At 39.9% G+C, this 22920-nt stretch carries 19 protein-coding genes; 10 read left to right on the top strand and 9 right to left on the bottom strand.

Features of this window, described 5'->3' with window-relative positions; genetic code table 11:
• The first annotated feature begins 65 nt into the window (after positions 1–65).
• The 4 genes from B9A58_RS15115 to B9A58_RS15100 all read left to right on the top strand — a co-directional run bounded on the left by B9A58_RS15115 (position 66) and on the right by B9A58_RS15100 (position 3641).
• Positions 66–305 (top strand): hypothetical protein, encoded by a 240-nt coding sequence (locus tag B9A58_RS15115; protein ID WP_084373708.1) that lies wholly within the window; start codon positions 66–68, stop codon positions 303–305.
• Entirely contained in the window at positions 290–586 is a 297-nt protein-coding gene (locus B9A58_RS20810; RefSeq protein WP_084373707.1) for a type II toxin-antitoxin system RelE/ParE family toxin, read from the top strand. Before B9A58_RS15115 ends, B9A58_RS20810 begins: the two co-directional genes overlap by 16 nt.
• Positions 587–664: 78 nt before the next feature.
• A complete protein-coding gene (locus B9A58_RS15105; RefSeq protein WP_139793914.1) occupies positions 665–1468 on the top strand; it encodes a hypothetical protein in 804 nt (267 codons plus the stop codon).
• Between the two features lie 67 nt (positions 1469–1535).
• Complete coding sequence (locus B9A58_RS15100; protein WP_084373705.1) at positions 1536–3641, top strand: molybdopterin-dependent oxidoreductase; 2106 nt, start codon at positions 1536–1538, stop codon at positions 3639–3641.
• A 7-nt stretch (positions 3642–3648) separates the two neighbouring features.
• On the opposite strand, the gene B9A58_RS15095 is transcribed toward B9A58_RS15100, so the two are convergent.
• Positions 3649–6429, bottom strand: a complete 2781-nt coding sequence (locus tag B9A58_RS15095; protein ID WP_084373704.1) for a S8 family peptidase — start codon at positions 6427–6429, stop codon at positions 3649–3651.
• Between the two features lie 195 nt (positions 6430–6624).
• On the opposite strand from B9A58_RS15095, the gene B9A58_RS15090 reads away from it, so the two are divergent.
• Positions 6625–7467, top strand: coding sequence for a M57 family metalloprotease (locus tag B9A58_RS15090; protein WP_084373703.1), 843 nt, complete (start codon positions 6625–6627; stop codon positions 7465–7467).
• A 49-nt stretch (positions 7468–7516) separates the two neighbouring features.
• On the opposite strand, the gene B9A58_RS15085 is transcribed toward B9A58_RS15090, so the two are convergent.
• Entirely contained in the window at positions 7517–9454 is a 1938-nt protein-coding gene (locus B9A58_RS15085; RefSeq protein WP_084373702.1) for a YgiQ family radical SAM protein, read from the bottom strand.
• Between the two features lie 437 nt (positions 9455–9891).
• On the opposite strand from B9A58_RS15085, the gene aroB reads away from it, so the two are divergent.
• On the top strand, positions 9892–10938 hold the full coding sequence (gene aroB, locus B9A58_RS15080) for a 3-dehydroquinate synthase (protein ID WP_084373701.1): 1047 nt from the start codon (positions 9892–9894) through the stop codon (positions 10936–10938).
• Between the two features lie 39 nt (positions 10939–10977).
• Here the strand turns inward: aroB and B9A58_RS15075 are convergent, their stop codons facing one another.
• Positions 10978–11157 carry a hypothetical protein gene (locus B9A58_RS15075; protein WP_084373700.1) on the bottom strand — a complete coding sequence of 60 codons (180 nt, stop codon included), beginning with the start codon at positions 11155–11157 and terminating at the stop codon, positions 10978–10980.
• 276 nt (positions 11158–11433) lie between these two features.
• Between B9A58_RS15075 and B9A58_RS15070 the strand changes: the two genes are divergently transcribed.
• Positions 11434–12660 carry a 3-phosphoshikimate 1-carboxyvinyltransferase gene (locus tag B9A58_RS15070; protein ID WP_084373699.1) on the top strand — a complete coding sequence of 409 codons (1227 nt, stop codon included), beginning with the start codon at positions 11434–11436 and terminating at the stop codon, positions 12658–12660.
• A gap of 28 nt (positions 12661–12688) precedes the next feature.
• Here the strand turns inward: B9A58_RS15070 and B9A58_RS15065 are convergent, their stop codons facing one another.
• From B9A58_RS15065 to B9A58_RS15055, 3 genes are read right to left on the bottom strand one after another with little or no spacing between them, the layout of a single operon-like run.
• The gene (locus B9A58_RS15065) at positions 12689–14446 is read right to left on the bottom strand and encodes a peptidase associated/transthyretin-like domain-containing protein (protein WP_084373698.1); all 1758 of its coding nucleotides are present in this window, start codon (positions 14444–14446) and stop codon (positions 12689–12691) included.
• On the bottom strand, positions 14430–15425 hold the full coding sequence (locus B9A58_RS15060; protein ID WP_084373697.1) for a FecR family protein: 996 nt from the start codon (positions 15423–15425) through the stop codon (positions 14430–14432). Before B9A58_RS15060 ends, B9A58_RS15065 begins: the two co-directional genes overlap by 17 nt.
• Before the next feature lie 33 nt (positions 15426–15458).
• Positions 15459–16031, bottom strand: coding sequence for an RNA polymerase sigma-70 factor (locus B9A58_RS15055; protein WP_245827092.1), 573 nt, complete (start codon positions 16029–16031; stop codon positions 15459–15461).
• A gap of 217 nt (positions 16032–16248) precedes the next feature.
• Here B9A58_RS15055 and B9A58_RS15050 point away from each other — a divergent pair, with 217 nt between their 5' ends.
• From B9A58_RS15050 to B9A58_RS15040, 3 genes are all read left to right on the top strand, one after another.
• On the top strand, positions 16249–18624 hold the full coding sequence (locus tag B9A58_RS15050) for an ATP-binding protein (RefSeq protein WP_084373695.1): 2376 nt from the start codon (positions 16249–16251) through the stop codon (positions 18622–18624).
• A gap of 161 nt (positions 18625–18785) precedes the next feature.
• On the top strand, positions 18786–19904 hold the full coding sequence (locus tag B9A58_RS15045) for a fatty acid desaturase family protein (protein WP_084373694.1): 1119 nt from the start codon (positions 18786–18788) through the stop codon (positions 19902–19904).
• A 140-nt stretch (positions 19905–20044) separates the two neighbouring features.
• Positions 20045–20251 carry a Kazal-type serine protease inhibitor domain-containing protein gene (locus B9A58_RS15040; RefSeq protein WP_084373693.1) on the top strand — a complete coding sequence of 69 codons (207 nt, stop codon included), beginning with the start codon at positions 20045–20047 and terminating at the stop codon, positions 20249–20251.
• A gap of 84 nt (positions 20252–20335) precedes the next feature.
• Here B9A58_RS15040 and thrC read toward each other — a convergent pair whose 3' ends face one another.
• From thrC to B9A58_RS15025, 3 genes are read right to left on the bottom strand one after another with little or no spacing between them, the layout of a single operon-like run.
• Positions 20336–21628 carry a threonine synthase gene (gene thrC / locus B9A58_RS15035; protein WP_084373692.1) on the bottom strand — a complete coding sequence of 431 codons (1293 nt, stop codon included), beginning with the start codon at positions 21626–21628 and terminating at the stop codon, positions 20336–20338.
• 60 nt (positions 21629–21688) lie between these two features.
• Positions 21689–21991, bottom strand: a complete 303-nt coding sequence (locus B9A58_RS15030; protein WP_084373691.1) for a putative antibiotic biosynthesis monooxygenase — start codon at positions 21989–21991, stop codon at positions 21689–21691.
• Between the two features lie 4 nt (positions 21992–21995).
• Positions 21996–22919 (bottom strand): homoserine kinase, encoded by a 924-nt coding sequence (locus B9A58_RS15025; RefSeq protein ID WP_084373690.1) that lies wholly within the window; start codon positions 22917–22919, stop codon positions 21996–21998.
• Position 22920: the final 1 nt, after the last annotated feature.

Below are 22920 nucleotides of genomic sequence, written 5' to 3'. Positions count from 1 at the left end.
CGTACAATTTAAAAAAAAACAGCTCAGGGTTTAAACCCTGAGCTGTTTTTTTTTAAATTGATTACATGAAAACACGTCAGCAATTTCACCACCTTATCGATGGTATAAAAGATGAAGAGAAATTGGAAGCCTATTTTGATTTGATTCAATCTTTGAATAATAGGACAAATGGAGAATTGTGGAATACACTTTCTAAATTTGAACAAGAAGAATTATTGATTTCATATGACGAAAGTAATTCCCCCGAAAATTTAGTTCCTCATAGCTTAGTGAAAGAACAGCATGGCAAATGGCTAAAGAAATAATCTGGACAAAAAGAGCCATTTCCAAATTTGAACGAATAGCAACTTACTTAGAAGATCATTGGAGTTTTAATACTGCCCGTGAATTCGCAATTCGTACTCATCAAATCATAGAGATAATATCTGAACACCCAGAAATAGGCACCCTCGAACATGCCCAGAACAACATCAGGGGATTCAAACTAACTAAACATAATCGGTTATTCTACAGAGTGTCGCAGAAGCAAATCATCATTCTCAATCTCTTTGATAATCGTAGAAATCCATCAAATAAAAGTTTTTAGAACATTCGGTTCAATCAGATTTCGACCCTATTTCTTTTTATTTTAGATTGGCGGTTTAAAAACTAAACTTTTGACAAATTGAAATTGCTCTTCACCTTTGCCCTGTGCATGATAGTTTCCTTCTCGGCATATTCTCAAAATAAAAGATTCGCTGAAAAACCTGACATCTGGATGGATGGATACGCGTACTTAACTTCAGGAGAGAAGAAAGAAGGAAAGATTATTTACAGTTTTAATTCGCAAAGCATTCAAATAAAAATTGGAAAAGCTATCAAGACCTACCCTGCAAAGGACATTAATAGATTTATTGTACAAAATTCCAAAGGAGAAAAATTGGAATACGTTTCTATGTTTATTGCTCATATTACTAAAGGGGATATTGAAAGATTTCAATTTAGGAAGCAAGTAATTAAAGAAAGCGACCAGTTTTTGCTTGTAAAACATAAGAATACAAAAGCAGCTATACTCGCTAATTTAAGTTTCGATATAGAAAATTATTATTACGAAGATGCCGTCGTCAATGAAAACGGTTATCATTATAGTGGTAAAAGAGAAATACTTGTTGAAAGAATATGCATATTAGACAAGAGAGCAATACCATATCCAATTCTTTATAGACCAGTTGATAAAATCCACAAATACAAGGCAAACAGTTCGGAATACAACATATCGTACAACGAAAAAACAAACCAATACTCGAGTAAAAAACCCACGAAAATCGATAAAGAAAACCCCAAATACAAACTTATTAATAAAGACTTCCTCGAAGAACTCGACCCAAAAAATTACAGAAAACTTGAAGCCTACGTTGAAAAGAATGAGATCGACATCAAAACCATAGAAGGACTCACTCAATTGATTGACTATTGGGCTGAGATTTGATTCTACCCATTTTGCAATAATTGTTCTATAATCCAAAATGTCTTATCTTATTAAAAAAAGATAAGGCATGCCTCAGACCCACTACCGTACCTGCAACCTATGTGAAGCCATGTGTGGCCTGGTCATCGAACATGACGGAAAAGCTGTGATCTCTATCAAGGGTGATATGGATGACGAGTTCAGTCAAGGACATATATGCCCTAAAGCACTTGCTTTAAAAGACATCTACGAGGACCCTAACAGACTGAAAAAGCCTGTCAAAAAAACCGAAAGTGGTTGGATGGAAATTCCTTGGGATCAAGCGATCAAAGACGTAACAGATGCACTCGTCTCTACTAGGAAAAAATATGGATCAGATGCCGTAGGAGTATATAGCGGCAACCCCAATGTACATAACTCGGGCGCTATATTATCTGCCCCAGAATTCATCAAAGAACTTAGAACCAAGAACAAATTCTCTGCAACTAGTGTAGACCAGTTACCTCACCAGTATATGGCTTATTTGATGTATGGTCATCAGCTCCAAATCCCAATTCCTGATATTGACCGAACAGATTTTTTGATTATACTAGGTGCCAACCCAATCATCTCTAATGGCAGTTTACTCTCCGCTCCCAATATCAAAAAAAGATTGAAAAACATTCAAGAGAGAGGAGGCAAAATTGTGAATATAGATCCGCGCTACACAGAAACATCCGCCAAATCTGATCAGCATCTATTCATCCGGCCAGGTTCAGATGTATTTATGCTTTTGAGTATGCTTCATGTTCTATTTGATGAGAACTTAGTGAAATTGGGAAGGTTTGAGCCGCACCAGAAAGGCTTTGAAGAGTTGCACCAGGTGGCCGACAACTACTCACCAGATAAGACTGCTACCATCACTGGAATTGAACCAGAGGTCCTCAAGGCTTTAACCAAAGAATTTGCTAACACGCAAAAAGCGGTTCTATATGGACGAATGGGCGTCTGTACTCAGGAGTTTGGTGGCATGTGCATGTGGCTGGTCAATGTGCTCAATATCCTCACAGGTCATTTTGACGAACCAGGTGGCTATATGTTTACTACACCTGCTATAGACTTAAAGCCACAAATTTCGAAAGGGCATATAGGAAAATGGAAAAGCAGAGTGAGGGGACTTCCTGAAGTAGGTGGAGAGCTTCCGTCTTCAGTCATGGCTGAAGAGATGATGACCCCAGGTGAGGGGCAAATCAAAGCCATGGTCATCAGTGCAGGCAACCCTGTGCTTTCAACACCTAATGGAGCGCAATTAGAAAAAGCCTTTGAGTCGCTCGACTTTATGGTGTCTATTGACATTTACATCAATGAGACTTCTAAGCTAGCCAATATCATTTTACCACCTGCTACAGGGCTGGAAACGGAACTTTATGATGTCATATTTCATACATTGGCGGTAAGAAATACCTCCAAATATTCGACTGCTCTTTTTGAGAAATCGGACGGTGCCAAATATGACTGGGAGGTTTTCAGAGGACTGAAAATGGCTTATCTGAAGTCAATGAACAAAATGACTTTGACCAAACGATTGCAACTTTCAATAGCCCATCTGTTTTCTCCAGAAAAAATGCTCAACATTTTACTCAAAAAAGGACCGTATGATTTGAGCATTAAGAAATTAAAACAAAAGCCTCATGGCATAGATTTGGGTGCGTTAAAATCTCAGATGCCTGCATCATTGTATAGCAAAGACAAAAAAATCAACCTCTTTCCAAATGAAATCAAAATAGACCTGGAGCGAGTTAAAAACAAATTTGAAACATATAAACCAGAAAGGGATTTTCTATTGATTGGCAGGCGCCAATTGAGAACTTGTAACTCCTGGCTTCACAATAGCCAAAGACTGCTTAAAAACAACTCTTGCCATCTGTACTTACATCCCGAAGACGCACAACAATTAGGTCTTTCTGATAACGGCAACATTAGAGTTTCTTCCAGAGTTGGGCAAATTGTAGTTCCATTTGAAACTACTGAAGAGATCATGCCAGGCGTGGTGAGCTTACCTCACGGCTGGGGGCACAAAGGTGCTATCAAATTGGATGTAGCTTCCACCTCTCCAGGCACCAATATCAATGAGCTCACGGATGACCACTTTGTTGATCAGCTGACTGGCAATGCGGCCATCAATGGTGTGCCTGTGAATCTAGAGGCTTGTTAAGCTCAATCTAATCTGTCACCATCAACTTCGCATGCGATATATTGTTGTTGTTGCCATGGTAAAGACGAAGGATATAAATGCCCTCAGAGAGGTCAGCAATAGGTATTTGGACAAAATCAAAAAACACCTCCTCTTCGTACAACAAGTCTCCGCGTGTATTGAGCAGTTGCAACGTAGCTCCAGGCTTTCCAGTGAGTACGTTCAGAAAATTGCTTTTTGCAATGGGGTTCGGAAAGATGATAAGCGTGTGCTCCCTTGTGAAATAAATACTGGTAGTATCTGTCTGAATATTAGCCCCGTCCTTCAGGTTGATTTGAGCAAAATAGTTATTAACACCTTCACTTGGATTTACATCTTCAATCAAAAGTTCAGCCTCTAACCCTTCTTTCACTGCCATAATCTTTTGCGGAATCCCATCCTTCCAATTATAAAAATCAACACTGGCAATATCTGAAATGCTGGTCAAACTCAAATTGTTTTCCACGTAGGTATCGTCAATCAGCTCTGCCGTAAAATTTTTATAATAACAGTTAACACCCTGCTGCGTGTAGTCTATAGTTCGTGAATTATATTCAGATGAATTTACATAAAGTGGACGAACAGCATAATTGAGTGCTGGGTTTGATGATTTTGAAAAAATCAAAAAAGTATCTGCAGTAACTTGATTAAGCGCTAACTCCTCATCAGACAGATCGTACAGTTCATATCCCACAGCCTCTTCGTCCTTCTCCCAAATCAGTTTAAACTTATCCGTACAATTGTAATCTACTGTCAATTCAGTTTCACCTACAATATTGAACTCATCAGACAGATAGCTATTTGCCCCAACCGTCATTCGCAACTGTGTTTGGATAAAAGGCTCATCTGAAATCCAGGCAAACTGTGAATCGCTTAGATCCATGCCTTCAGACAGCATCATCCAATCTCCCTCTCCATTTCTCAATTCTAGTTTTCCAGTCCCTGCCAAATTACTATCCCATCTAAAAATCAACTCTTTACCTGTCAGGCAAATGTCTGTACGTTTTGGAAATGTCCAATCAAAGGTGTTTTCTTCTTCCAGTTGATAGGCCAAAGAGAAATTCTGAGGGAAGCTCATGAGAGTTTCCGTAGAAACCTGAATGGTATAAGTCCCTGCTTCAGGATTGTCAATGGTGATGAGTTCTGTATTGTTTATGGAGTCTATACCCCTTATTGGTGCGTTCATCAACGACTCAGTATTAGGGCTGTGATCCAGCACCCAGGGCAACCACATTTGGTCGTTTGGATTAATGATTTTCATATCCAGGTCATTGGTCAAAGCTTGATCTGCGCCAGCAACCCCAGCAGGATCAGTCCAACAAAGCACTACCCTCACCTTGTGAGTTTTTTCTGGAATAATCAATTCAAACACGGAAGGCAAATTTTTCTGAACTGCCCCTGTTATATACTGACTGGCACGTTGAATATCCACAGCAGTTAAGCTATTGAGCTGTCCATAACCTGTCTTGAAACTAATTGGGTCATCATAGGCACTAGCCCCTGCAATCAATAGGGCTTTCACCAAACTAGAAGGTGGCAATTCACCATGGGTTAGCCAATATGAATCCTGAACAAGCACAGAAGCACCACTTACCAATGCGGCAGCATCTGAAGATCCTTCCTGTCCGTAAGCCATTAGATCAGGTTTTATTCTGCCATCGAAAGTTGGTCCTGCAGAACTTCTGCTGTCCCTTACCCCAAAGCGATCAGTGGCTCCAACTACCACGGCGTTTTTTGCCATTTTTTGGCTGCCTGTTAGATTGGCAAATCCTTCAATATTAGCATACACACCTTCTTCACTGACCTCGTTCCCTTTGTTTCCAGCTGAAAATACATGCAACAATTCAGACATTTGATATGACTGATGATCATAGGCCTGAGTCTCTGGGCTATACCTATTATCAATTTCAAAACCATAGGAGTGATTTTGAATGGATATATCATAGGATTCCAGTAGGTCATTTTCATCAGGAAAAATAGAGGTGAAATCTGAAGAGGTAATAGAGGCAGATGAAGCCACACCTTTGCCCAAATGATAGGTATTGCCTGCTCCTGCTATCATAGTCGCCATGAAATTCGCATGTTGAGAGATGATCTCACTTTCCAGACCTGACGAAAAATACCTCCCTTTTAGGTCTATATCAGTGGTGTCTACAAACTGCTCCTTGATAGATACCTTAATAGTCTCGCCTTTTAATTCAGGATATGCCGAATGAACGACATTGATTCTATTGACGGATAAGTCCATATAGTTGATACTACTTTCCAATTTCGGAGTCATTGGACTCAGCCCTACGTAGGACAATGCCATATAGTCTTTAACTATCCGCTCCATTAGAGATCCCTGGCATTGAATGGAAAGAGCATTTGTAGACTCATGGACAGCAATTATTTTCAATTCCAATGCTAATGAATTCAGATATTCAATGAATTCATTTAGATTTCCAGCAATGACTGAATAGGTCTCGGTTTTTTTAGATTCAAAAGTTTGATAGGCTTGAGCGTCAATTTCTATTAAGGAATCTCTTCCGTTCTTGGAATGACCATTGTTGAATTGTGGAATGAATTTCACAGCCTGTTCAACAGCAATATTCAGCCCTTTGACCTTCTTCAATGCGCTCGAATCTTGTGCTAACAAACTTGACTTTTCAGATGAATCAATGGATAAATAAAACCAACCATATTTCTCCATGGATGTCGCATACCCAACAGAAATTCGAATACTCGTTGTAATTACCAACAAAAAAATCAACCACCTTGACCTTAGCATTTCATCTATCCAATTATTGGTTTTATTGTTAAAATTTGAAACATTATAGCTTATTTGGTTAAATATTTAACATATAAATCAATTAATGTTAATAATTACCAATAGAATATTTTGTTTGACAAATAAATAAAGTTCGAAAGTTATGATATATATTACTGGATTAACTAATTATTTAAACTAAACTCTATAACAAAAATGAAACAATTCGCTTCATTATCTTTAGTAGCTGCCATGGCAGTTACCACTGTTTTCACATCTTGTGAAAAAGCTTCTGTAGAAGCATCACAAGCTGTTCCATCTAACACCTTGGCTAAAATTGAAGCCTTAGGATTCAATGTAGAAAACGCCCACAAATTTACTGATCCATCTGGTGAGGCTGGCTACATAGTAGAAGGCGACATCTTCTTGACTGAAGAGTACCTTGCAAATGAAATGTCAGCACGAGAAATCGTTCCTGGCATTGAAGAAGAACACTACTCTACCAACAACCTAGTGACTGGGCTTCCAAGGTCAATAAAGGTTTACGTTGATCCAAACTTCTCTAATTTCTATGTTCAAGCTACTGACATCGCTATTGCCAGATACAATGCAGAAAACCTTGATCTTCAGTTTACCAGAGTGACTGGCAACGGAAAAAGAAAAGTAAAAGCTGACATCAGTATTGTGGCTTTCTACGAAGGTCCAAGTGGAGGCTACATCACTTTAGGGTCTGCTGGTTTCCCAACCAGAAGAGGAAAACCTTACAACAAAATCAACTTGAATACTTATTACTATGACACCTTTGATGATGTAGACGCCTTGGCAACTACTATCGCTCACGAAATGGGTCACTGTATTGGTTTTAGACACACTGATTATATGGACAGAAGCTTCAGCTGTGGTGGAGATTACGCTAACGAAGGTTCAGCTGGCATTGGCGCAAACCATATCCCAGGTACTCCAACAGGTCCTGAAAATGGATCTTGGATGCTTTCTTGTTCAGGTGGAGACACTCCATTCTCTAACAATGACAAAACTGCTTTGGATTATCTTTACTAAGATTTTCTGAAAATTAAAGAAAAGGCTCTCGATGAATTGAGAGCCTTTTTTATTTCCTTCTGCTCTTCCCTGATCGCTTTCCTGAGAAGGATTTCTTTTTACCAAAGACTTTACTCTTTCCTTCTTCTTTTTGCGCAAACTGTTTTTTTTCAGGTTTGCTAAACAAGAGCCTTTCTATTAGATCTTCACGACCCTTGCTTTGCAATTTGTCTTTGATTCGTTGACGATATTCATTCTTGTGCCAAAAGAAGAACATGTGCTGATTGCGTTTTTCCTTTTCTGACTTAGGCGTAAACAGCTTCTGCATGGTGTATGGATGAAAACCAGAATAATAGATCACTGTGGCAACAGTCATAGGAGTAGGTGTAAAATCCTGCACCTGTTCCAATCTGAATCCCATATCCTTGGTTTCAGCAGCTAAATTGGCCATGTCCTCCTCTTTGCATCCTGGGTGACTAGATATAAAATAAGGAATCAACTGCTGATTGAGCTGATGCTTTTCGTTGATTTGATCGTATTTCTTTTTGAATTCATGGAAATGCTTAAAAGAAGGCTTTCTCATGATTTTCAATGTATCATCAGCTGTATGTTCAGGAGCCACTTTCAATCTACCAGACACATGCCTAGTGATCAGCTGCTCCATGTATTCATCAATGCTGTCATTCGCATCTTTGTTATAGCTCTTGGTAAGCAGATCATATCTGATGCCACTACCTACAAAAGCTTTTTTCACCTTTGGGTGTTTGTCCACCTTGCGATAAATATCAGTCATCTGACTGTGATCAGTATCCAAATTGCTACAGATCACTGGATGAATACAAGAAGGACTCACACAGCGATCACAAATTTCTTGCACCTTTCCCTTCAATCCATACATATTGGCTGATGGGCCACCAAGATCGGAGATATATCCTTTAAAATCAGGCATGCTTGTTACTTGATCTACCTCCTTCATAATCGACTCCTGACTACGACTTGCGATAAACTTTCCTTGATGCGCAGATATGGTACAAAAACTACAGCCACCAAAACAACCACGGTGCATATTGATGGAGAATTTGATCATTTCATAAGCTGGAATGGGTCCTCGCTTATTGTATTTAGGATGCGGCAATCGAGTGTATGGCAAATCAAATGACTGATCGATCTCTTGCTCTGTCATGGTGTAGTATGGCGGGTTAATCACCACATTAAAATCACCAGCAGCTTGAATAATTCTATCTGCTTGAAGCCTATTAGATTCCTGTTCTACAAACTTGAAATTAGAAGCATAGGATTTCTTATCTCTCAAACACTTCTCGTGAGTATTCAGGACAATATCTTTCCAGTCTTTGTGTTTTGCTACCTCTTCATTTCTTGGCGCTTTATAGCTAGTCTGTGGAATATTTGTGAGTTGATGAAACGGCACACCTTTGCCCAACAAACTCATGATTTCCCTAAGTGGTTGTTCTCCCATGCCATACACCAACAAATCTGCTCCACTATCAATCAAAATAGAGGGCATTAATTGATCTGACCAATAGTCGTAATGGGTCACTCTTCGTAGACTAGCTTCCACTCCACCCACAACTACTGGCACATCTGGATAGAGCTCTTTTAATATTTTGGTATAGGTAATGGTCGCATAGTCAGGTCTGAATCCTGCATCTCCACCTGGGGTATAGGCATCATTCGAGCGCTTTCTTTTGTTAGCTGTATAATGATTCACCATGGAATCCATACATCCTGAAGTCACGCCAAAAAACAACCTAGGTTTACCAAATTTCTTGAAATCGCGAAGATCATCTTGCCAGTTGGGCTGGGGTATGATACCCACACGATAGCCAGCAGACTCAATAATTCGACCAATGACAGCACCTCCAAAAGCAGGGTGATCCACGTAGGCATCTCCAGATATAATAATTACATCCAATTCATCCCATCCATGTGCTTCCAGTTCCTTCTTAGTGATTGGAAGCCAGTTCTTTAGTTCGTGCTTCACTGCCATTTTGCAAAGCTAGCGAAAAAAGTAAGGAAACGTGTATGAGTCGTTTGTGACTCGGAAGACCTTTTAAGCCTAGCAGTTTCATTGATCTATCTGATTTCTTCATTTCTACCAGAGAGGAGAAATCTTATCATTCTGCCATACACTAATGAGATTTCTCCGCTGCGCTACGAAATGACAAACAATGATAAAATTGCATTACTAAGGACTCTGAGGCCTAGACGAATTACTCAGAGTTCTCTACGAGTAACTCTGAGTGTATTCCTGCCAATACGTAGCAATCTTCATGATTAGGTTTTAGCAGCTTCCAGAAGCTGGAATCATCCAAAGCTTTTAACCTTTGGATGAGCTGCTATTGAATAACTGCGTCCGTTTTTGACAAGCATTTAAAAGGAATTTAAAAGCGACCCGACTACATTTGCCGCTTACAAGCTAAACTCATGGAAAATCACCGCACAGAAATCACGAACGACATTACCCAAAGCATACGTAATTTCCTTGACGGCAAAAAATATAGCCAAATCGCTGTAATTTGTGACGAAAACACAGAAGAGCATTGCCTACCAGTGATTTTGGATGGCCTGCCTGAGCATTATCTCCTCAGAATTGATAGTGGAGAAGAAAACAAACACTTGGGCACCTGTGAGCAACTTTGGATGGCTCTCACTGATGCAGGTTTTGACCGCAAAGGGTTGGTTATCAATCTTGGAGGAGGTGTCATTGGTGATATGGGGGGATTTGTGGCCAGTACCTATAAACGAGGCATGGACTTTCTGAATATCCCGACCACTCTATTATCCCAAGTGGATGCAAGTGTAGGTGGTAAGCTAGGTGTGGATTTCCATGGATTCAAAAATCACATTGGCCTCTTTGCTGAGCCTCAAAATGTTTTGATCGACACTTGTTTCTATGCTACTTTACCCCAAAGGGAACTTCGTTCTGGATTTGCTGAAGTGATCAAACATGGGTTGATTTATGACAAGTCCTATTGGCAGAAAGTGAAGACCATTGATTTAGATGATGCCAACTGGTCTGAACTGGTCAGCCGATCCATTGACATCAAAAAGGAAGTGGTGAAAGCAGATCCATTCGAATCTGGTTTACGGAAGATTTTAAATTTTGGACATACCATAGGTCACGCGGTAGAATCTTATTTTCTGGACAAAGGAGATCAAAGATTGCTTCATGGTGAAGCCATAGCAGTAGGGATGATTTGCGAAGCTTATCTTTCTCATAAGTTCACGGGACTTTCTATTGAAGAATTGGATGAAATTGTTGCATACCTGATAGGCATTTACCATCCAGTGAAGATTGACAAATCCCTGTTTGATGAAATCATTGGCCTGACACTTCAGGACAAGAAAAATGAAGGGGGTGCCGTTCAGTTTAGTCTACTGACTGGCATGGGTGCCTGTAAAGTGAATATTCCAATAGCTACACCAGACATGCTGGATAGTTTGTTCTATTTCAATCAACAATTGGGGTAATCCGGGTGTTATAAATAATGGAACTGACCTTTTTGCCTCTTAGACAAAAAGGTCAGCTTTGGAATCTTCAGCCACGATCAAATCTTCAACCTTTTTATGGGTCTCCACTTTGTCGTTTTTGAGGTATAAATAAGTCGCCAACCCAACGGTGGCTCCTGCGGTTGCCCCCGCAACCAGTTTACCCAAAATTCCTTTTCTTTTTTTGTTTGTTTGCTTCATTGTATTATTCTCTGACCTATATATAAAACAACTTTTGGGGTGTCAGCCCTCAAGTTTTTATTCGATTTATTTAACGTATAAATCGAACAATAGATTTACTAAATTGAGATCAACAATAGACTTGTTTAAGTCTGTGGTTTAGGGGAAAATCTATTGCTAATCCTCAATCAAGTCAAAGGCAAGTAAGACACTATTCAAATTAAAATCCTGTCTAATGACTTCATTTTCCTGCCTAGACTTTAATATTGCAACTTCAAAAAAATTCAATTCAAGAACATGAGTGGATCGATCAAATTAAGCAGACCTACAACAACATTATCCCTCAATGTTCCCTTGACCTCATCAAAAAGTGAGAGCAATCGTGCTTTACTTCTAAATGAACTGGGAGGTGGTAATTCTGAACTCAAGAACCTTTCATCGGCAAGAGACACAGATACCATGACTAAATTACTGGCAGCGGAAGCGTACACTCTAGATGTGCTGGATGCCGGTACTGTGATGAGGTTTATGACTGCCTATTTGGCCGTTGGCAAAAAAGAAAGACGTATTACTGGGACTCCTCGTATGTGCAAGAGACCAATCAAACTTTTGGTAGATGCACTCAATGACTTAGGGGCGGAAATAACTTATGAAAATGAAGAAGGTTTCCCACCACTTTTGTTCAAACCATTTACAACTCAAAAAACTAGCCAACTGACAATACCAGGCAATATCAGCAGTCAATATATTTCTGCCTTACTGATGATTGCACCTACGCTTCCCAAGGGGCTGACCATTACGCTTGAAGGAGAGATTTATAGTCGTCCTTATATTGAAATGACGCTGAACCTGATGAAACACTTTGGCGTTTCAGGGAAATTTGAGGGCAGCCAGATTACCGTGGCGTCTCAAGATTACCAATCCAATAGCTATACTATAGAATCTGACTGGTCTGGTGCCAGTTATTGGTACAGCCTATTTGCCCTAGCAGATGACGCACAAATCAAACTTCAGGGTTTGCGATCAATCTCCAATCAAGGTGATCATGCCATTGCTTCAATTATGGAAGGGCTAGGAGTTCAATCAACTTTTGATAACGAAACGGTCACTTTGAGTAAAACCGAAATCAAGCAGAAATTGGTCATTGACTTCAAGTCTTGTCCAGATTTGGCGCAAACCGTCATGGCTTGTGCAGCTGCATTGGGTGTAGATCTGGAGATGTCTGGACTGGAAAGTCTCAGAATCAAAGAGTCTGATCGAACGGCTGCTATGGCGACAGAGCTTTCAAAAATAGGTGCGAAACTGGAAGAACATGCAGATGGACTTTGGATACTCACTTCCCCAAAAAAATTGGATGTAACTGAAGTTATTGAATTCGATACCTATGACGATCACAGAATGGCAATGGCTTTGGCACCATTGGCCATGAAGTTTGATTGCATCATTCATGAGCCAGAAGTGGTAGTAAAATCTTACCCTGAGTACTGGGAGCACTTGGAGATGGCTGGGGTTATTATAGAATAAGTAACCCAGGGGTACCTCACGCAATATTTTAAAACCTCAAGGAAACTGCATATCCCACCCAAGCAGAAAGATGCAGGTCGTCAGAGGTGGACTCATAAAAACCAGATTGGTCCAAGTCACCATAAGTGTCAGTCACAGGATCATACACCTTGGTAAGGTATAGATTTAGTGAAGGCCCAGCATTGATGGAAAGATGTTTGCCCATTTGATAGCCAACATTCAGATTTAATCTATTGAGCAAATTGAAATCATCTTCCTCTTGATCACGTTGGGGATTTTGAATGCTGTGCGCTACAAGCTCAAGGTTCCCATACCATTTTTTCTTTAAACTAAACTGTGAGCCAAACCCTAAACCATAGCTCCAAAGATTATCCTTTGATGGGTCTATACTTACTGACAGGACACTATAGAACTGGTGCAGGCCAGATCTGAAAGAAACCTGATAAGGCATGAATTCATTATGTTCTACACCAAATTGGTGCAAGCCACTTTTCACAAAGCTGAACAAACCTATGGGAACGCCTCTTTCTACTGTGTCAGCAATATTTACAATTCCGAGTTGAACCCCTTTTAGCTTTTTGGTCACATTCAAAAAACCAGCTATTTGAACTCCTTCCACTTTCTTGGTTACATTGACGAATCCAGTGGCTTGTGTGCCATTGATGCTTTTAGCCAAATTGACAAAGCCAGAGGCTTGTACTCCTCTGAGCTCCTGCGTCGCCAAATTAACATAGCCTGCAGCCTGTACACCTTCTACTTTCTTGGAGATATTTACAAATCCAGCCGCTTGAACACCTTTGACATCATCTGTGACCACGTTGAGAAACCCGGCTGCCTGTACACCATTTGTATAACCTTTTGTGGTATTGAGAAACCCTGCAAGTTGAACGCCATGTGATTCTTCTCCTACAGCGTTGCCAAATCCACCCATTTGCAAACCTGTCATTCCTCTACGGTCAATGTTGTAGAATCCACCCAATTCAACTCCTTTGACGCCGTGAGCATAACCTGCCAATAAATTCACAGAAAGCTTATTGGTGACCTGGCCACTCAGTTTTCCATTGGTACCAATCATAGGCACCAATGAAAATTGAAAAAATCGTTCCTCGTCCATTTTTACATTTCTGGCGTTTTTTCTGGATTCCTTTGGTGCAAAAAATTGAACCAACTTTTTTGTTTCTATTTCGAAGCGGTCGACAATTGAAGTTTTTTCTTTCTTTTCAGGTTTCAGAGATACGGACATTTCCGAGGCATCACGCACTTGAATAATCGTATCCTGATAGTGTTCTCTACTTACTGCAAAAGTCAAATATTCCGTTTTGGCTTGGACAACTAAATCAAACTGCCCGCGATCATTCGTTAAAGTTGCATCCAGTTTATTGACTTCATAAATAGTTACGTCCTTGATTACTTCTCCCGTTTCCGCATCAGTTACTTGTCCTGATAGCTTAATCGGGTGCTTTTTTTTTACTTCTTCCTTTTTGGGCTGAATGATGATATAACTACCCCTGTATTTGATCTCGAATTCCGAACCAAGTAAGGTTTTTAGGATGGCATCCAAAGATTTGTTTTCAAAAGACTCGTCAATCCATTTCTCTTTTGAGATATGATCAGGGTTATAGGAGAGCCTTACCTGATCCAATGCATTGATTTGGATCAACGCCTCATTCAACGTAACATGCTCAAATTCGATAGTGATAAGTTGCTTAGATAGCTCCTGTGCACTAAGCGTATTCCAGCAAATGAACAGGAGTAAGACCAGTCTCAGCTTATTGAGGACATCCATAACCAGCTAACAGATAGGATTCGCCTTGATTCGACCAAACCAGATTGAGTGTTTCACCCATGATCTCAAGTACATGCTCAATTTTTTCATCTTCAAAATCAACATTGATTTTACAGTTAGCTATATCAGGATTTGAAAGATTGACCTTCACCTTATAAATACTCTCTATGGCACTGACAGCCTGTGCTACGGTAGCACCATTAAATGAGAGTGTTTTGGTACGCCAGTAGTTGTGCATGCCCGTACGTTCAGATTTGATCTTCACCAAAAGTTGACTGCTTCTGTAATACACCCCCGTATATCCAGCTAGTAATGTTTCTTTATTCGCGCCTACAGTCATAAGCACCTTTCCTGTATCTACAGTAACAATAATGCTATCAGCATTTGCATTGTTCACATTGAAAGTCGTTCCCAACACTTGTACCAGCACTTCATCGGTTTGAATCAAAAATGGCTGCTTAGGATTATGAGCCACTTCAAAATAGGCCTCCCCCTTCAGTTCAACTTTTCTTTTGTCTCCATTAAATTTATCTGGGTAGGTCAAGCTACTTCCTTCATTCAAAGAAACCTGGGACCCATCAGCCAACTGCACGGATTGTTGAGCGTCCAGAGCGACCAATTCCAAAGTTTCTACCTGACGGGAAACATAAGTAAACCATCCCGTACCTATCAGCACTAAGACAGCTGCTGCCATTTTCCACCATCCGCGTGTTGATCTGGTTTCATTACTGCCGATCTTTCTTAATTGTACTATTTTCTGCCAGGCACCATTCACATCATACGCTTTCCCACTCTTTCCAATGCTATTGACGGCCTTTAGGTCAAGAAATAGCAGATTGATCCGCTCAAATTCTTGTAGGTTTTCTTCATTTTCAGATTTCCAGGACAATACCGTTTCTTGCTCATCAGGGCTCACCTCATTTGCGAAATATCTGAACAATAATTGTTCTGAAACGCTATGTCTGTTTTTCTCACTCATTTTCTGCTATAATGTGGACAACTACCTCTCATTTTACCCCCACAAGTTTTTTTGAAGTGCTGAAATTATCCAAAAGATAAAGCTTGGTAGATATCTACTCAAAGCCGTTCGCATTACTTTCAAGGCTCTACCCATTTGATTCTCTACGGTCTTGATAGACAGCCCGAGTTCTTCAGCTATTTCTTTATATTTTTTTTCTTCAAATCGGCTCATTTCAAAGATTTGGCGACACTTTTCTGGCAATTGATCTAGTGCCGCATCTATCTCTTTTTGTAGTTCATCTAGCTCTAGAAAATCAGTTTCGTAGCCATCCGCTTTCAGCAGTTCCTGTTCTTCGTATCGACGTTCTATTTTTTTGTGCTTAATGAAATTTAGACAGGCATTTCGAACAGCACCATAGAGGTATGATTTTACAGCAGTTCTGATTTCGATCTGATCAGATTTTGTCCAAACATTTGTAAATACATCCTGAACAATTTCCTCTGCCGTTTCGTGACTCTCCACATACTGGTAGGCAAAAGCCGCCAATTGTTGATAATAGGTTCTAAACACCTTCTCAAAGGTGTTCTTGTTTGATAGATCAGTAATGTTTTTGACGATTTCCAAATCAATATTCAACAACTCGACGAAACTATCAAGATTTGAGAATAAACACAGCGATTATCGTCACTTTTAGAGCTGTTCATTCCCAATAGACGAATATTCTATTCTTTTCACATATTTTTTTTGGCGAATTGGATGATTTCTGTAGCTTAGTTTGAACAGAATAGTCTGATGTAACTGATTTTTGTACAAATCAAATATTCTACTTATTTAACCTTCTATGAAATTATTGCTTTCCAAATCAAGATATTCTCTCCTTCTGTTTTTGGTACTCCTATCAGTGGGAACAGCAAGTCTTGCTCAAAATGGAAGTAAGCAAGACAAACAAAGAATAGACAATTTACTCTCAGGTGCAAAAAATAGCATCAATCGCTATAATCTGTCTAATGCATTAAATCAAGCTCAGTCAGCACTAGAACTGGCTGAAAGCATTAATAATGTACAGAAGTCCTGGGAAGCCAAAAATCTTGTGGGCGAAATTTATTTGACCCAAAATGATTTTCAGAAAGCCATTCACATTTTTTTGGAAATGAGCATGGAAGCCGAAAAGGTAAACAACTATAGTGTTTCGGCAAACGGCTACCTATCACTTGCCAACATCTACTCTCATATGGGAGCATTCAACAAGGCCAATGAAACCTATGAATTGGCTTATGATCAGTTTAACCAAATTGATTATGAACTGGGAATGATAGAAGTGAAAGCCGCAGCTAGCCTCAACCACTTGACAGGCAACAATCTTGACAAAGCGCTTTCTTCTTACCAAAAACTGCTGGCATTGGCCACTGAGGATAATTTGGCGTATTTCAAACTGATCGCTCATGATGGCTTACTGGAAGTTTACCAAAAATCTAAAGAAACAAAAAAAGGCATTGAAATAGGCAAGTCCTATCTATCTCTAATAGAAACAGAAGGTGGAAGTGAGCAGATGGCAGCGAATGCTTATAACAGAATGGCTGCTTTGTACCTAGCCAATAGCGACAATCCATTAGCGCAAGAGTCGTTGAAGAAAGCTGAGGACATAGGTCGACGAGGGGCCGCAGGAAACAAAATACTCTCTCAAACCTACCAATTGCTCTCCCAAGCCTATGATGCACTTGGCAATTCAGATCAATCGAACCAATACAGGAATAGATTCGAATCACTGAAAAGACAGCTACCAGCAGAAACCAGCTATCACCCTGATGATCTTGAAGAAGCCGAACTACTGGCAAGAGAGTTGGAAAAAACGTCCAGGGCAATCATAACAGAACAGCAACTCATCAAAGAAGAAGCTGATAAGAACAAGCGTAAGGAAATCCTGAGTGACGAAATCAACAGGCTGAAATTATTGGAGCATGAAGCACTTGTTGGCGACAGAAATCTTGGGCATACTGCTCTGGAAGCAGAATATATTCATCAGGATTTGATGGTGGCGCAGCACGAATTTGAAAGTACTGAACGTCAGGCAGAAATCCTCAGATATAAAGAAAGCCTATTGAGACATCAACTGGAACTAAAAGTAGCAGAAGAGGAAAAACTGATACTACTACAGCAAGCAGAGATCAGTGAAAAGCGTCAGCAGATTTACATTATAGTAGGTGGAGCATTTTTACTCATTGCCATCATACTGGGTGTGGAATACGTAAGAATCAGAAAGCTGAACAAATTGCTTAAGACTCAGCAGGCAACCATCCATCAGCGGAATGTAGAACTTGAGATCAGCAATGGTACAATTATGGAAAAGAATGCCAAGCTGCATAAGGCTCATAATGAACTCAAACGGACTCAGGCCAATTTGATTCAAGCTGAGAAAATGTCAGCGTTGGGGATGCTCACGGCTGGAATTGCGCACGAGGTAAACAACCCAATCAGTTTTGTAAGCAATGGACTTCAAATATTAGAAGAGAATATTTCGGAAGCCTTTGATTCTTTAACCACTTTTGAGCAAATCATTCAACTCAATGACATTGATGAGATCAAAAGCAACTACAACATTCACAAAGCTGAAAATCAAAGTGTATCTGTACTCAAAAAAGACACAGCTGACTTACTTGGAGATGTGACCTTTGGTGCTACTAGAATTACCGAAATAGTAGATGGTCTTCGTATCTTCTCCAGAAAGGACGAAAAGAAATTTAAAAAATCTCAACTCAGTGAAATCATTGAATCAGCCTTATTGATCTCAAAGTCTAAATACAAAGGCAGAATTCAAATTATAAAAGAATATGGTGAGAACATGCCATCCATAGATTGTTTTCCTGGTCAGCTGAATCAGATTTTCATCAACCTGATTGGCAATGCATCTGATGCCATAGAGGGCGAAGGCTGGATAAAAATTATCCTCCAAAATATTGACAATAAATATGTTCGTGCCATTGTTCAGGATAGTGGCAGTGGAATGTCGGAAGATGTTAAAAAGAAAATATTCGAACCCCTATACACGACTAAGGAATCTGGAAAAGGCACAGGTTTAGGTTTATCTATCACTACAGATATTGTCAAAACACATCGTGGCCATATTGATGTCAGAAGTAAGATAGGTGTTGGTACTGCTTTTATTCTCACCCTTCAAGTGGACTTGATCAATGGCCAGAAAAAAGAAGATGCTGATTAGTATCTGAATGGCTGCTACTGACTCAAGAGGCCTGGCAGACCTTGCAAATTAGGTATGTCCCCTTATTCTCATTAAATTTGCGGATTGACTACGGAAGAAAAAAATCGAAGTTTCAAAAAAAGGCAAGGTTTTTACACCACAATTGAGAAAAATAAGCAGCTATGATCAGATATAAATTCTCCAAAAAACAGGATCAAGAATTTACCGCCACTTTGCGTTCTAGGGTCAATGCCTATTTTCAAGAGAATAACCTAAACAGAGATGCAAACTCGACCATGGTCATCAAATCCATTTGTCTATTCACCTGGTATCTTGCTCCCTTTTTCGTTCTGATTTTTTCTGGGATCACTAGCTTGCCCATTCTTATGGCTCTATGGGTAGTGATGGGACTTGGCAAAGCATTTATCGGAACAGCCGTGATGCATGATTCCTTACATGGTTCTTATTCCAATAGTAAAAAAGTGAACTTCTGGATGGGTTTATCTGCCATGATTATTGGTGTGGATTCTCTAATCTGGAAGATCCAGCATAATGTCATTCACCATACCTACACCAATATAGAACACACGGACGAAGATATTTTGCCTCGTTTTGTATTTCGATTTTCGAATAATCAACCAAAAATGTGGTTTCATAGATTTCAACATCTCTATGCACCAATTTTCTACTGCGTACCACTTTTAGAATGGCTGACGACCAAAGACTTTCTGAAAGCATTTGACTATAAAAAAATGCGATTGATCAAGCCTGGAGCAGAATTCAGAAAAGAACTAGCTGCTATTATCGCACGAAAATTCTTTTACTATATCTTCTTTGTAGCCGTACCCATGCTTGTGATTCCAATACCAGCTTGGATTACTTTGGTAATGATTTTAGTGTCTAGTGGCGTTACAGGGATTATGTTGGCTATGATTTTCCAGACGGCTCATGTGGTGCCTTCTGCAGCTTTCTATGAAATAGAAGGTGAAGAGGTAGACCACAGCTGGTCTGCCCATCAGCTATTGACAACTTGCAACTATGGTATGAATGATAAAATTTTGAGCTGGCTTGTAGGAGGTTTGAATTATCAGGTGGAGCACCATCTTTTTCCAGACATTTGCCATGTGCATTATCCTGCCATTGCGCCTATTGTGCAGCAAACCACGAAAGAATATGGGCTGCCGTACTATGCAGTAGACACTTTTGGAGATGCAGTTGCCAGCCATTTCCACATGCTCAAACAATTAGGTAAGCAAGAGGTGTATGAAGGACAACCCGCTTATTTTGTTGCAAAAGCTTAGTTGAATATATTGGTCTGTAGACCTTCACGAGCTATAAGCATGGAATCATTTCATCCTCTTTGCTTCCAGTCCATCCTTTTCCATACTTTCAGTGTCTAGTTATCAAGAACTAAATAAGTCTTGATAAATAAAATCGAAGTATGAAACTATTCCTATTAATCCTATTCATTAGCCTGGCCTCTTGTTCTGAAGATGAAAAGGAATGCATTGAAAAATTAAAAGCAAACTGCACCTGTAGCACAAATTATGACCCAGTTTGCGGATGCAATGGCATCACCTACGGAAATTCGTGCATGGCCGAATGTGCTAGTATTACTGAATATGAGAAGGGGGAATGCTTGAATTGACTTAATTGATCAAATTTAAAAGTAAATAAGTCCGTCATCACGAGTGAAGCGAGGTTCGGAATGACGTGATACTTTTAAATAAGGCTACAGTGTTTTCAGCACCTCTTCCAACTGCCCTAAATCAGCCTGCATCTCAATAGCCACTTTTTTTCTATCAATATAATCTTGTAGTCTTTGAGGAATTTCCACTTTCTCATTGATGATTGGCTCCACTACATCCAAAAACTTGGCTGGATGGGCTGTTTCTAAGAAAACACCCACAGCGTCATGGTCTTTCAAATATGCTTTTAGACCCAAATACCCAACAGCTCCATGTGGATCTAACAAGTAGCCAGTATCTCCATACACTTGCCTAATTGTTTTGCTGGTTTCCTCATCTGAATATGTGCAACCGACCAATTCCTTCCTGAAGACTTCTACATCTGCTCCAAACAAATCATTCATTCGATAGAAGTTGCTTGGATTTCCTACATCCATGGCATTGGAAATAGTCTCTATGGATCTTCTAGGCTCAAAATTTCCAGACTTCAGATAAGCGGGCACAATGTCGTTGGCATTCGCAGATGCGATGAATTGTTTGATTGGCAAACCCATTTTTTTTGCTAACAGCCCAGCCGTTAGATTTCCATAATTACCACTAGGGACAGAGATCACTAGATCATTTTCTTCTCCCAGCATAGCATAAGTCCAGAAGTAGTAAAACGACTGTGGTACCAGACGCGCCATATTGATAGAATTGGCAGAGGTCAGATTGTACTTTTCTTTTAGCTCAAGATTAAGAAAAGCATCTTTGACCATCTTCTGACAATCATCAAAAGTACCTTCTATTTCACAAGCTGTGATATTTTCGCCAAGTGTCGTGAGTTGCTGCTCTTGAATCTTGCTAATCTTACCTTTTGGGTAAAGAATCACCACGTTGATGTTTTTCATACCCAAAAAGCCACTGGCCACTGCACTGCCAGTATCTCCTGAAGTAGCTACCAAAATCGTAGCTTTCTTATGACTCTGACGAGAAAAATAGCTCAAACATCTGGCTAGAAATCTAGCGCCTACATCCTTGAATGCACAGGTAGGCCCATGGTACAATTCCAAAGCGTATACTTGATCTTCTACCTCTACCAATGGCAATTCAAAATTCAACGTTTCCGCTACTATTTTTCTTAGCTCCTTTTCAGGAATCTCATCTTCAATAAAACATTTTGCCACTTCAAAAGCGATGTCATGCAAGGGCATATCATGAATATTTTTGAAAAATTCGGATGGCAATTGCTTGATCTTTTTTGGCATATATAAGCCATTATCGTCTGGCAATCCCTGAAAAATGGCCTTCTCAAAACTTACTTCTGGTACCTGTTTGTTCGTGCTATAATATTTCACTTCTGATTCAAAATTTTAAATTCAATGATCAAGATTTTACATTGCTGGGCTATCTGATACTTACATTTTCTCTCCTCTAAACATCAAGATTGATTTGACTGAATCATCTTTGAGATGTTTGAATTGCAAACGAGTTTCATCCTGAAAAAATTCTTGCAATTTTTCTTCTGATTCAAAACTCACTATATGAATTTCATAAGGTTTTTGTTCTTCTCCAGCTACATACGCAGCATCATCTGGCCTCAGACGTTGAACCAATTTTCCCGTGTATTTTTCCATCAATGGAATTGCATGGTTCTCAAACTCGTGGAAAACCTTTTCCTTGCCAGGTTTGATATAAATGAGCTGTGTGATATACAACATGACATTAAATGATTCTTACGCCTTCCTTTCCAATCTTGGACATGTAGGTGTAGGCTAAAATGCCAACCTCGTCATACTTGACTTGCATCATGTTTTTGATTTTCAAAGCCGTTTCTTCGCCTTTGCTAAACGCAAAAATTGAAGGCCCAGACCCTGCAATACTACAACCCAGTGCACCTTCTTCTAATGCCTTGGCTTTCACATCATCATAGAGCGGAATTAAAATCTTCCTAATAGGCTCTACAATCACATCTACCATGGATCGACCAATTAAATCATAATCTGACTCATACAGTCCCGAGACTAACCCCCCAACATTGCCCCACTGCTGAACTGCCACTGACAGGTCAACTTGCTTTTTCAGAATCTTCTTGGCGTCAGTCGTTTTTACCTCTACCTGTGGATGCACCACAGTCACGTACAATTCTTCTGGCACTGGCAAAGTCAATATATCCAATGGATCATAGCTCCTCACTAGGGTGAACCCACCAAGTAAATTGGGCGCCACGTTATCAGCATGTGCCTTTTTTGACACGGCCTTTTCTCCTTCCATGGCGAATTCCACTAGCTGTGAGGGTGTGAATGGACGACCCAATAATTCATTCAATGCGAAGACTCCGCCAGCAGAGCTTGAAGCGCTAGTTCCCATGCCACTACCTGGATTAATGGTTTTCTTGATTGTAAATGAAAAACCCTGCTTACTCCCTGCGGCATCAAGCAAGGCTTGAGCAGCCACAGTAGCAGTATTCACCAACGGATCTTTGGGTAGATCGAAGCCAATGATCTCGTCAATCACAAGCTTTCCATCATTTCTTTTCGAAACTTCCATTTCCTCCCCAATACCATCTAATGCAAAGCCGAGTACATCGTACCCACAGCCTACATTGGCCACAGTAGCTGGAGAAAATATTTTTATTTTGTCAAACATA

It is taken from the genome of Reichenbachiella faecimaris, assembly GCF_900176375.1.
In the GTDB taxonomy this organism is placed as follows: domain Bacteria; phylum Bacteroidota; class Bacteroidia; order Cytophagales; family Cyclobacteriaceae; genus Reichenbachiella; species Reichenbachiella faecimaris.
This window is presented reverse-complemented; position numbering and strand designations above follow the sequence as displayed.